Genomic DNA, 13,191 nt, shown 5'->3' on the forward strand with positions numbered 1-13,191 from the left:
TTTTCTTCGTAATTTTGGCCAACCGTAAAACAAAAAGAAACTACATGATACGGCCCTTTCGGGGCTTTTTTCTATTTAACGATATTGATATGAAAGACCTCATATATTTGTTTGTGATGTCTGTATTCTTGTTGCCAATGCAGGTACAGGCAGCTTCTTATGATGTATGGCTTGACAAATTGGATGCAAGTCTTGACAAACGAGATTATTACGATAAACAAAAACAAGAGCGTATTGCCCGTTTAAAAGATGAGATGGAACGGGCAAAAACGGAAGGGCGTCAGTTTGAACAGCTTTACCGGCTCTATGATGAATACAAAAGCTATTGTTTTGATTCAGCCAATCATTATGCCTATGAATGTCTGCATGTTGCCGAGCTTGGGCATAACGAAGAACATCTTTTGAAAGCAAAATTTGCCATTGCTTTCTCTCTTATTTCCGCAGGTATCTTTAATGCTGCTCAAGAAGTGTTAGGGTCTATAGACCGTTCTAAGTTACGTGGAGAGTTACTAACCGAGTATTATGAACGTTATGTATTACTATGGCGTTCCATGGCCGATTTTGTTGGTAGCGAGCCTTATTATACTACTTATATAACCCGTAGTAATGCCTATTTGGATTCACTCATCCATATTACGCCCGAACATACCATTCAGCTCTTGTCTTATAAAGAATCGCTCCTGATGCGTAAAAAAGAGTATCAGGATGTGATGGAGAACTACAATGAACTCCTTGAGATGTCTAGGGATTCAATGGATCTTCACCTTCGGGCAATGACAGCTGCCGAGATGGCCTGGGCAAACCTCTTCCTGGACAATGAAGACAAGGCAATAGAGTATTTCGCACAATCGGCTATTGCTGATAATGAATCGGCAACTCGTGAAATCACAGCCCTTTATCATTTGGCTCGTCTCATTTATAAACGAGGAGATTATGAACGTGCCAGTCGTTATGTGCATCAGGCTTTGGAGGATGTAAATTTCTATAATACTCGTTTGCGTAAGTTGGAAATTAATGGAATTTTGCCTATTATTGAGCAGGATCGATACGATATGATGCGTAGTCAGCGCAACTGGTTTATTGCTGCTTCTGCCTTGTTCGTCATTCTTGTTCTTGTTATCCTTAAAACATACCATTCTGTTCATAAGCGCAACTTAAAACTTACTGAAGCACGAAATACTATTGCAGGACAGTTGGAACAGTTGAAAAAAGCCAATGAACGTTTGGAGGAAGCAGATACAATTAAGAATGCATATATAGGTCGTTCGTTCTCTACGAATGCCGATTACATCGCAAAAGTCGAGAAGATACTGATTTCTATTGAGCGAAAAATAGCCACCCGTCAGTATGACGACTTGCGCAATATGATGCAACTGTCGAAAGTTAATGCTGAACGTGAGGATATGTATGCTTCTTTCGATATGACGTTCCTTAAACTGTTCCCAAATTTTGTTGACCGTTACAACGAACTGTTTGACGAGAAAGACCGCAAGACACCTCCTGAACATTCGCTCACTTCCGAGATGCGTATCTTTGCTTTGATTCGCTTGGGTGTTACTGACCCGGAGCGTATAGCCACTTTCTTAAACTACTCTGTTCATACAGTCAATACTTATAAGACAAGGATAAAAAATCGGTCAATTGTGGATAATGACCAGTTTGAACAGCTTATAATGGAGATTTAAATAGCTCACAGACGGAATATTTTCGTTATACATTGCTATATTTTTATTTAACGCAAACTCTTGATTAGTAAGAGTTTGCGTTTTGTATTATATAAATATTGCTTATACATTCACTTACTTTCTTTAATGTACGTGTAGAATGTGTTAATTTTGCAACAACTAAAAACTCAAAAGTAGTAATGATATGAAACAACTTAACGATATGAAACAACTATTCAAATTCATTTTTCTCTTTGTGGGATTGATGCCAGCTGTTGCTCAGGAATATAATCCAGTGGCAAATCCCCAGGCGATTGTTCAGGAGGGTAGGGCACGTTTTACAGTGCTGACTCCCGAAATGATTCGTATTCAGTATAGCGAAAAGCAAAAGTTTGAAGACCGTGCCACTTTTGCTGTTGTAAACCGCCGCTTGCCGGTTCCTCAGTTCACTACCGAGCGTGAGGACGGCTATCTGGTTTTAAAAACATCTGCTCTCACACTTAAATATAAATTAGGTAGTGAGATCAAAGCCGGTCGTCCAGATGATTCTGTTCTAACCATTTGTTTCAATCTGAATGGACGCAACGTGACGTGGTATCCCGGAAAGGATGATGCACTCAACCTGAAGGGTACTACGCGCACGCTGGATGGTCAGATTGGTGACAACAAACGCGCAGAATTAGAAAATGGTCTGTTGTCACGTGCTGGTTGGAGCATCATCGACGAGTCTCCTAAAACTCGTCGCGGTGATGGTTCAACAACTTTTGCTTTCGACAAGAGCGTTGATGGTATCGAGTGGGTGGCTCAGCCAGTTGACAAGAATGCTATCGACTGGTATTTCCTTGGTTATGGTCATCAGTACAAGAAAGCTCTTGGCGATTACATCAAGGTAGCTGGACGTCAGCCCATGCCTCCTCTCTATGTGCTCGGTTATTGGTATAGTAAGTATCAGCGCTATACCAGCGATGAGTTCATGGAGATTGTAAACGATGTGAAGCGCAACCAGATTCCTATGGATGTGATGATTTTTGATATGGACTGGCATACGCAAGGATGGACAGGTTGGACTTGGGATCGTACGGCTATTCCCGATCCAGAGGGTTTGATAGATTGGATGCATCAGAATGGATTAAAGGTTTCATTGAACCTGCATCCAGCCGATGGCGTTGACGAAGATGAAGACTTCTTTACTGACTTACGTGATGATATGGGTATGGCTGCCGATACAAAGGTTGTTCCTTGGAACCTCAGCGACGGTAAGTTCTATCACAATATGTTCAACCGTATCATCCGTGCCCGTGAAAAGCAGGGCGTTGATTTCTGGTGGCTCGACTGGCAGCAGAATCTTACCAGTAAGTATGTCGATGGTCTGAGTGAGACTTTCTGGTGCAATCATGTGTTCTATAACGATATGCGTTTGAATCGTCCCGATCATCGTCCTTTGATTTTCCATCGTTGGGGTGGACTTGGTAGTCATCGTTATCCTATTGGTTTCTCTGGCGACTCATTCACCACTTATGGAACCCTTGCATGGCAACCCTATTTCACTGCAACTGCTTCAAATGTATGCTTTGGTTATTGGGGACACGATTTGGGTGGACACCAACAGACTGGTCCTAACGATCCTGAAATCTACCTGCGTTGGATGCAGTATGGTGTGTTTACTCCCGTTTTCCGTACCCATGCTACCAACTGGGATGGAATTGAGCGTCGCATCTGGAAGTACGAAAACTTCCCCTTGCTTCTTGAAACCGTAAAACTGCGCTATGCCCTGATGCCATACATCTATACAGCAGCACGTCAGGCTTACGATACAGGCGTTTCGCTCTGTCGTCCTCTCTACTACGAGTGGCCTGAAGAAGGAAAAGCCTATCAGTTTGAAGATGAGTATATGTTCGGTGACGACATTCTTGTAGCTCCTGTCGTAACACCTTCTGGTGCTGATGGAAAAGCTTCACGTCTCACTTGGCTTCCCGAAGGCAAATGGTTCGATGTATGTCGCAATGCTGTAGTTGAAGGAAATCGTACTTTCACCGATAACTATACACAGGAAGAAATTCCTTACTTCTATCGTGCAGGATCTGTTATCGTAAACTATCCTCCTGTAATGAATCTTAACACCCGTCCCGACCGCCTTATCCTGAAGGTGGTGCCTGGTGCCGATGGAACCTCTTCTCTGTATGAGGATGAAGGCGATACTGAAGGTTATAAGAAAGGTGCTTATACCACAACACGTCTTCGTCATGAAGGAAATCAGCTCACCATTGAGCCACGTGTAGGTTCATTCCCTGGAATGCCTGCCACCCGTGCTTATACGGTTGAGTTCCTGGCCACTGAACGTCCTGCTTCTGTACTCGTTAATGGCAAGCAGCAAGCCAGTGGCGTATGGAACTATAATGAGCAGACTAAGGTGACCACAGTCTATGTGCCCATCACTTTATGCGATAAGAAAATTTCTGTCGAGATTCAATAATTATCATTCCCAGACACGCTAAAAAAGCAATTGATTATGAAGAGATTATTATTTCTTTCAATAGCCATTCTGGCCTGCATCGGCCTCTCAGCCCAGCAGTATAAAGAACTTTGGATTTCAGGTTCTGCCGTTCCTGGTGGTGTGCAGAAACTGGAGAAAGTCAGTGACACCGATTTTAAGTACGCTGGTGCCTTGAAGGCAGGCGAACTGTTTGTGACAACTACTAAGAAAGTTGGCAAGGCCACTCGCTTTCTGGCTGCTGGCGTTGCTGATGCCAATATCGTAAACCGTGGAATCGGTTATCGTGAAAAGACAGATAAAGATGGTGCAGCTTGGCAAGTTGTTGTTGCCGACGATCATTATCGCTTTCATGTCTTAGTCTATGAGAAGCGCCTTCAGGGCGAAATCTTCCAACCTTGGGGTGAGCTTTTTATCGCAGGTGGCGCAACTGGTACCAAGTGGCAGAAGGCCGAAGGCCATATGCTTTTGATGAAACAGAATGTTGAGAATCCTTATATTTGGTCATGGGAAGGCGTCCTCAGTCGTCACGATGATGTAGAGGAACCTGCCAGTTTTAAGTTTGAAGGACAGGACCGTTGGCGTCCGAAAGAACTGCATCCTTATGCTGCCGATACCGATATCTTAGTTGATCAGCGTCTGCGCACTTTCGGAAGCGACACCAAGTGGACCATTAGCAAGGAAGGTCGTTACCGTATCGTGGTCGATCTTTTCAAGGAAACGGTGAAGGCTGAACTTTTGAAATAATCATTATACAACCAATATTACTAATTAACTATAAGTATGAAAAAGAATTTACTCATTTCTATGCTGTTGTCCTTCATGGGATGTTGGACCGGCATGTCTGAGGCCAATGCCTTAGAGAAAGTTAATGATGTTTACCAGATCACAAACGGACAGGATTTGGCAGACTTCTCAAATGTGGTTGCCAGTGGCAATGGTAGTGCTAATGCCGTTCTGACTGCCGATATTGACATGACTGGTATTGATTTTGCTCCTATTGGTAGCTTGAGCAGCCCCTATAGTGGAACTTTTGATGGTCAGCAACACTATATCCAGAGTCTTACCTTGGAACTTCCCGAGCAGGAGTATGTTGGTTTGTTCGGTGTTTTGAGCAATGGCGCCTATATTAAGAATGTTATTGTCGATTGGTCTTGCGTAATTTCTGGCTCTGCTTTCGTTGGAGGTATTGCCGGTGGAACTTCAGGCCAGGGTACAGTTACTTTCGAAAATTGTGGTAACGAGGCTGCTGTAGGTGCTACGAATCAAAATGCAGCTGGTATTTGTGGCGTGAGCATGGGCAGTGGTTGCGGTATCGTTATGTTGAACTGTTTCAATACTGGTGGTATTGCCGGTGATCGTGAATGTGCTGCTCTTTGTGGTTGGGTTGGCGATAATGGTAGTTTGATACAGAACTGCTATAATGCTGGTTTTATTGTCGGTATGGATGGTTCCTTCTCTCTCTTTAGAAATCAGAGAGGTAAGGGTACAGGCAACTTCGACACTTATGGAAATCAGGGAACTCTGATCAGCAGTGATGAGTATGATCTTGGTTCTGGTTCTGTTTGCTATCAGATGAACGCTAACAAGACAGAGAATGTTACATGGTATCAGAAGATAGGTGAGGATGCTCATCCCGTACCTTTTGCTTCTCATGGCGTTGTATATGCTGTAGGTGAACTCAACTGTGACGGTACTTCTAAAGGCGGCGATTTGTCTTTCTCAAATACTGATGAGTCTATTCGTGATGCTCACACCTTCGAGAATGGTGTTTGTACCAAATGTGGTGATGTAGATCACAACTTTAAGCAGCCTGTTGATGGTTATTATGAACTGGCTAACGCTATCGACCTGAACTGGTTTGCTGGTATGGTGAATCATGGCGTTAAGAAAATCAATGCCCGCTTGACTGCCGATATCGATTTCACTGAATATACCAAGAAAGACATTATGATTGGCGGTTTCTCAGCAGATGGCAATAAAGAAGATGCTGAAGAGTCAGGATTTGTAGGCATTTTCGATGGTCAGAACCATAAGATCACTATCGACTACAAAGCAACTTATGATGCAGTGGCTCTGTTCAAGGTCGTTTCTGATGCTACTATCCGCAATCTTATTGTTGAAGGAACCATTGAGAGTGACATGCGTTTCATGGGTGGCTTGGGCTTCGTAAGCCGTGGTACCAGTCTCTTTGAAAATATCATCGTTAATGTAAATATTACCGGTAGCTACCCTGGTGATGCAACCGACGGTGGTATCTTTGCCGTATGTCATGAGTATCCTACTTTCCGTAACTGTGCTTTCGTTGGTTCGATGAATATTCCTTCAAGTGAGGGTAGTGCTGCCATTATCGGTTATGCACACGGTCAGGTTGAAACTATCATCGAGAACTGCTATGTTGCTCCTACTTTGCTCAGTTTCACTGGCAACTCAACCGTCATTGCCCGTCACGTAGGCAATATTGACAACTGCTATTATACTGAGAATATTGATATGATCATTGATGAGGCTACTTCTGTACCTGAAACAGCTCTCGCTACTGGCGAACTCTGCTATCTGTTGAACGAAGGTGGTGCCAAGGACGCTTGGCGTCAGAATCTGCCTGGTGATGCTTATCCTGTACCTTTCGCTGACCACAAAATGGTTTATGCTAATGGTTCTTTGAAGTGTGACGGTACCCTTACCGATGATATTCACTATTCTAATGAAGAGAGTGAGGCTCAGCGTCCCGACCATACCTATGTTAATGATATCTGCACTGTTTGTGGCGCCCGTATCATCCGCACTGTTGAGCAGCTGCAGCAGTTGGCTGCTGATGTAAACGACGGAACTATTGACAAGAGCATCATTGTTGACCTCGTAGAGGATTTGGATTTGACTGGTGTAGATTACGTTGCTATTGGTAGCCGCACTAAGAAAATGGTTGATACTGGCGAAGTAGATGATGACCAGCAGCCTATCATGCGTGAAGAAGACATTAAGTGTCCATTCAATGGTACTTTCGATGGCCATGGTCACCGTATCAGTAATATGGTGATTGAGGCTGAATCAAGCAATCAGGGTCTCTTCGGTCTGGTTCAGGCAGGTTCAACCATTAAGAATGTAGTTGTTTCTGGTGAAATTTATTCTATTGGCCATTCTGCCGGTATCGTTGGTACATCTGTTGGCAAGGGTGTTCTTACCATTGAAAACTGCGGTAGTGAAGTGTTGGTTAATGTAGGTGCTGACGGCCCTAATGGTGCAGGTATTCTCGGCGTAAACGATTTGAGTGCTGCTTATGTTCGCATCATTAACTGCTATAGCACTGGTGATATTGTTGGTTCTCGCGAGTGTGGTAATATCTCTGGTTGGCTTGGTGACCGTGCTGAGGTTATCAATACCTGGGCAAGTGGTATTGTAAGCGCCGAAGCTATTGACGGTACTAAATCATTTGCACGTTTCAATGCCAATGGTGCTACCTTCACTAACTGCTATGAGGTGTTGGGTACTCAGGATAACGTTGGTTTTATTGAGTATGATGATCTGGCCAGTGGTAAGCTCTGCTATCTGATTAATAAAGGTTCTGACGAGCCTGTGTTCTATCAGAAACTCGGTACCGATTTGTTCCCTGTATTCGATGCAAGCCATGGTCTTGTTTACTACGATGGCAAGGATACTTACTCAAACGATCCTTCAGTTGACGTGAAGTCTGTAGTTGCAACACAGTCTGGTACTCCTGCCGTTATCTATTCACTCTCTGGTGCTCGTCAGCAGCAGATGCAGCGTGGTATGAACATCGTTCGTATGACTAATGGAACAGTAAAGAAAGTGTTAGTAAAGTAATATTAATAGTAAAGTAGTAATTGTATGACTTTAAGAGTCAGTATGTTTCTTAGTAGTCTGGCCATCACCCAATGGGTGATGGCTCAGGCTTCTTTTGTTACCGACGATCGCGTCGCAGTTTTTTATCCGGCCCAGTATGATGCAAGCCTTCATCAACCTTCGCCCATTTTCGAGCGTGAGCCGGCAGCCATTAACCCTTTACCTTCTGATTGGCAAGTTCGGCCAAAGTTCAGTGAACATGACGGGAAGACTGTCGCAACGATTAATATTGAGGAAGGAACAGACTTGTATGGGACCGGTGAAGTCACGGGTCCCTTGCGTCGTAATGGACGTACCGTTGGCTTGTGGAATATCGATACTCCCGCCTATGGTGTTGATAATGGTACGCATTTGTATCAGAGCCATCCTTGGGTGATGGGTGTCCGTAAAGATGGTAGTGCCTTTGGTATCATTGCCGACAATACCTGGAAGCAGAGTATCAAGACTGCCGACCGTGAGGTAACTTTCGAGAGTGAAGGCCCTGCTTTCCGTGTTGTAGTCATTGAACGTAATGATCCCAAAGAGCTGATGCAGGCCCTTGTTGATCTTACCGGAACTATGGAACTTCCACCGTTGTGGTCACTTGGCTATCAGCAGTGCCGTTTCAGCTATCATCCTGACACCCGTGTTAAGGAGATTGCCGACACCCTTCGCTATCACAAGATTCCTACCGATGTAATCTGGATGGACATCCACTATATGGATAGCTATAAGATTTTTACTTTCCATCCACAGGAATTCCCCAATCCCAAAGAGCTCAACGATTATCTGCATCAGAAAAATCTGAAGGCTGTTTATATGATCGACCCCGGTGTAAAGGTTGAACCTGGCTATTTCGTTGACGATCAGGGTACAGCTGGTGATTTCTGGGTGAAAGATAAGGATGGAAAGCCCTTTGTAGGCAATGTTTGGCCTGGTCCTTGTCATTTCCCCGATTTCACTCGTCCTGAGGTACGCACCTGGTGGGCAACTCTTTACAAGGATTATATGGCCACAGGTATTGATGGCGTATGGAACGATATGAACGAGCCTTCAGTATTTGGTGGACCCGATGGAACTATGCCTGTTGACAACTGGCATAAGGGTGGTGATGGTGTTGCTGCCGGTCCTCACGCACGTTTCCACAATGTGTTTGGCCTGAATATGGTGCGCGCCAGTCGTCAGGGCCTTTTGCTGGCCAATCCACAGAAGCGTCCTTTCATTCTTTCGCGTTCAAACTTCCTGGGTGGTCATCGCTATGCAGCCACTTGGACAGGCGATAACCTGTCTTCTGTCGAGCAGATGAAGCTCAGTGTTCCCATGACGTTAACCCTCGGACTTTCTGGTCAGCCTTTCAACGGTCCTGATATCGGTGGTTTCTGTGAAAGCGCTACTGGCGACTTGGTGGCTCAGTGGACAGCTATGGGTGTATTTTTCCCCTTCGTACGCAACCACACCATTGATGGAAGTGTTAATCAGGAGCCTTGGGCTTTCACTCCCGAAGTGCTTAATGCTTGTCGCACGGCTATTGAGCGCCGCTATATCCTGATGCCCTATATCTATACAGCCTTCCGTGAGGCCAGTGTTGATGGTATGCCTGTGATGCGCCCCTTGTTTATGGCCGATGCCAAAGACCTCTCTCTTCGTGGTGAGGATCAGGCATTCCTGTTGGGTGGCGATCTGATGATTACTCCTCGTTGGGCCGAGAATGTTGCTCAGCCTAATGGCGGAACTTGGCAGATTGTTGATTTGTCCACTCTCAACTCTAAACTTTCAACTCCCAAGTCGGATAAGTATCAGGCAGAGCTCCGTCAGCGTCCCGGTTCAGTGATTCCTGTGGCCAACCTTGCTCAGAGCACCACAGAGATGACTACCGATTCACTCACACTCTTCGTTTGTCTTGATGCTGAGGCCAAAGCCCAAGGTCAGCTTTACGAAGATGAAGGCGATGGATTCTCATACAGAGAAGGCAACTATGCGCTCTCTACACTCAAAGCTTCACTTGATAAGAAGATACTCACCGTATCAGTTTGTCAGACTGAAGGAACGATGTCCAAGCCTGAACGCTCTCTGCGTATTGCCTATGTGAAGAACGGTAAAGTGCAGTACTCTGCATGGCAGAAAGGCAATCAGGCATCCATGAAAGTTAAGAAATAACTTAATAACTATTCATTAATTATTAACCTATAAGAATGTGATTATGAAAACAAACCTGAAACTAATGTTTGCCTTAGCTGCATGTTGGCTAACAGGCGCAAGTGCATGGGCCATTGAACCCGTAAATGGTGTTTATCAAATTGGTACCGCACAAGATTGGGCCGATTTCTGTACTTTGCACAATGAAGGAACAGACCAAAAGCTCAATGCTGAACTGACAGCCGATATTACGGTAGTAGGCAATACCATGATTGGTATCAACGGAAGTGGTAAGCCCTATCGTGGTGTGTTTGACGGTAAGGGACACAAACTGACTATCAGCTATAATCTGAACGAGGCACGAGTAGCACCTTTCCGTCGTATTAATGGCGCTACCATTAAGAACCTGATTGTAGAAGGTACTATCTCTACTACAGCGCAGCTTGCTGCTGGTCTGGTTGGTGGATTGTGGCAGAGCGGTTCTACGATTCAGAACTGTGTAAGCTATGTCGTTATCAACGACGACCAGGGTGGCGATGCTACTCATGGTGGTATCTGTGGTAGCTTTGAGGATGTGAATGGCGCAAATACTATTGAGAACTGTGCCTTCTTGGGTGAAATCAATGCCCCCAATCGCGAAGGATGTGGCGGTATTGTTGGTTGGACAAACAACAACAATAACAACAACATCATCCGTAATTGCCTAGTCAAGGCTGCTGGTTTCAAAGTTAAGACTGGTAGCAACAATGATATTATCTGCCGCAACAACGGTAATGTAGTGAACTGTTATTATATAGGTAGTATAACAGGTATGACAAATATCAAGAATGCTACTGCAGCTACAGATGCTCAGGCAGCGAGTGGTGAAATTTGCTTCTTGCTCAATGGCAGTCAGAGCGTTACGTCCGAATGGTTCCAGTCCATCGGCACCGATGCTGTTCCTTTGCCTCTTGGTACAGCAGTTGTCTATGCCAATGGTTCACTCAATTGCGATGGCACTCCTAAAGGTAATGTAACTTTCAGCAATACTGAGAGTCAGCCTCAACGCGACAACCACCAGTGGAATGAGTGGGGTTTCTGCTCAAATTGTGATGAAATTCAGCCCGACTTCCTGAAGGCTGACGAACAAGGTTTCTATCCTATTGCCGATAAGAAAGGCTACAACTGGTTCATGATGATGATCAATAAGTATGGTGAGCCCAATATGAATGCTAAACTGACACAGGATCTTGATCTGAGCGATTATACCTTCGTTCCCATTGGTGTTGACGGCCGTAACTTTGCCGGTATCTTTGATGGCCAGGGTCACCGTATCAAGAATATGACAATCGACGGCACCAAGAAAGAGCAGGGCTTCTTCAGCACTTGTCAGGGTGGTGCTGTTATCAAGAACCTCATCATCGACAGCAGCTGTAAGATAGTAGGAACTGGCGGTGCAAATGTGGCAGCCCTTATTGGTTGTGTCAACCACAACAATTTCAACAACGATGTGGTTCTTATCCAGAATGTCGGCAATGAGATGTCTTTTAATGTGACAACTACCAACAATGCCGGTTTCATCGCACGTGACTTCAGTAATTTCCTGAAGGTGCAAATAGAGAATTGCTACAACATCGGTAACATTATGGGTGGTATCGAGAACGGTGCTTTCACTGCTTGGACTCCAAATGTTACACTGACCAATTGCTGGAATACCGGTCGTATTGAGAAGACAGGTGGCTATAATGGAAGTAAGTCTCTGGCTCGTGGCAACCAGCCTAAATTCATTAACTCATACGATTTGAATAGTGAAAATACCGACAATGCCGGTGCTCCTGAAGGCTATGCTGCTGAATGGCTTACCAGTGGTAAGTTCGCTTATCTGCTCAATGGCAATCAGAGTGCTGATGTAAACTGGTATCAGGTACTTGGCGAAAACGCCGATGCCTATCCTTATCCTTTTGGTACAGCAGTTGTCTATGCCAATGGTTCATTGCATTGTGATGGCATCACTCCTAAAGAGGGAACTCAAGTGACCTTCTCTAACACTGAGGGCAGCAACATCGATCCTCATCAGTTTGTCAATGGGCTCTGCTCTGTTTGTAAGGGTGTTCAGCCCGATTATCTCACTCCTGTTGAAGGTATATTTGCTATTGCCGATGCCAATCAGCTGAACTGGTTCGCTCATTATACAGGTAAGGTCAATGCAGCCGTTGATGCTATGCTGACTGCCGATATTGATATGAAAGATATCAGTGACTATCCCGGAATAGGTAGCGAGTCAAAGCGTTTCACTGGTGTGTTCGATGGTCAGGGCCATCTGATTAAGAACCTCGTGGTTGATACTCCAAATGATCGTGCTGCTGGTCTTATCCGCTTTGCAAATGCTCCTCTTACTGTACAGAACCTGACAATGGACGCTTCTTGCAGCTTCAAAGCAAAGAACTATGCTGGTGGTATCATTGGCGATCTCAATGGTAGTGGAGCCGTAACCTTGAGCCAGTTAGGTAATGAAGCCACCGTAACTACTGTTGATCAGAATGCCGGTGCTATCGTGGCTTGTAACTTCAGTGGTGAAGCTAAGATTACCCTGACCAACAGCTACAATGCAGGTGCTATCTCTTCTGGATGGGAAGCTGGTGGCATGTCAGGTTGGTTTGGCAATGATGCCGTATTGACAAACTGCTACAACATGGGTACTGTCACCAATGGCGAGTCTTTCGCTCGTGGTAACAACATCCAGCTTACCAATTGCTTCGATTCTGTTTCAGATTGGCCTGCATTGAACAAGGTAGATTTTGCAGCTTTCACCGATGGTACCGTTTATGCTCTGTTGGCTGAAGCTGCAGGTGATGGCATCTGGTTCCTCAGTGCTGAAGAAAATGGTCACCCTGTAGTTTACAATACTGGTATCGTTACCGCTATCCGTGAACATGTTGAAGCCAAGAGCGCTGTTCCTTCAGCTGTTTACAACCTGAATGGTCAGCGTGTGAATGCTCAGCAGGCAAAGGGAATCTTCATCGTGAATGGCAAAAAAGTTGTTATGAAGTAACTCCATTTTGTGAATAAAAATTAAATTTT

6 protein-coding genes are annotated in these 13,191 nt (G+C 44.8%); all 6 read left to right on the forward strand.

Annotated features, from left to right (window positions below; all coding sequences use genetic code 11):
• Positions 1-89: 89 nt before the first annotated feature.
• The 6 genes from L6475_RS03925 to L6475_RS03950 all read left to right on the forward strand — a co-directional run bounded on the left by L6475_RS03925 (position 90) and on the right by L6475_RS03950 (position 13,162).
• Positions 90-1,685 (forward strand): DUF6377 domain-containing protein, encoded by a 1,596-nt coding sequence (locus L6475_RS03925; RefSeq protein WP_237822695.1) that lies wholly within the window; start codon positions 90-92, stop codon positions 1,683-1,685.
• A gap of 202 nt (positions 1,686-1,887) precedes the next feature.
• The gene (locus L6475_RS03930; protein WP_237822697.1) at positions 1,888-4,137 is read left to right on the forward strand and encodes a glycoside hydrolase family 31 protein; all 2,250 of its coding nucleotides are present in this window, start codon (positions 1,888-1,890) and stop codon (positions 4,135-4,137) included.
• A 36-nt stretch (positions 4,138-4,173) separates the two neighbouring features.
• On the forward strand, positions 4,174-4,902 hold the full coding sequence (locus L6475_RS03935) for a hypothetical protein (protein ID WP_237822699.1): 729 nt from the start codon (positions 4,174-4,176) through the stop codon (positions 4,900-4,902).
• Between the two features lie 36 nt (positions 4,903-4,938).
• Positions 4,939-7,977: a hypothetical protein gene (locus tag L6475_RS03940; RefSeq protein ID WP_237822701.1), complete on the forward strand. Its 3,039-nt coding sequence runs from the start codon at positions 4,939-4,941 to the stop codon at positions 7,975-7,977.
• A 24-nt stretch (positions 7,978-8,001) separates the two neighbouring features.
• A complete protein-coding gene (locus L6475_RS03945) occupies positions 8,002-10,152 on the forward strand; it encodes a TIM-barrel domain-containing protein (protein ID WP_237822704.1) in 2,151 nt (716 codons plus the stop codon).
• Positions 10,153-10,195: 43 nt separating this feature from the next.
• Positions 10,196-13,162: a hypothetical protein gene (locus L6475_RS03950; RefSeq protein ID WP_237822705.1), complete on the forward strand. Its 2,967-nt coding sequence runs from the start codon at positions 10,196-10,198 to the stop codon at positions 13,160-13,162.
• Positions 13,163-13,191: the final 29 nt, after the last annotated feature.

The sequence above is a fragment of the Prevotella sp. E9-3 genome, from assembly GCF_022024015.1.
GTDB lineage: Bacteria > Bacteroidota > Bacteroidia > Bacteroidales > Bacteroidaceae > Prevotella.

Coding starts and splice junctions, on each gene's coding strand:
- L6475_RS03925 (WP_237822695.1), top strand. CDS start 90: ATGAAAGACCTCATATATTTGTTTGTGATGTCTGTATTCTTGTTGCCA.
- L6475_RS03930 (WP_237822697.1), top strand. CDS start 1,888: ATGAAACAACTATTCAAATTCATTTTTCTCTTTGTGGGATTGATGCCA.
- L6475_RS03935 (WP_237822699.1), top strand. CDS start 4,174: ATGAAGAGATTATTATTTCTTTCAATAGCCATTCTGGCCTGCATCGGC.
- L6475_RS03940 (WP_237822701.1), top strand. CDS start 4,939: ATGAAAAAGAATTTACTCATTTCTATGCTGTTGTCCTTCATGGGATGT.
- L6475_RS03945 (WP_237822704.1), top strand. CDS start 8,002: ATGACTTTAAGAGTCAGTATGTTTCTTAGTAGTCTGGCCATCACCCAA.
- L6475_RS03950 (WP_237822705.1), top strand. CDS start 10,196: ATGAAAACAAACCTGAAACTAATGTTTGCCTTAGCTGCATGTTGGCTA.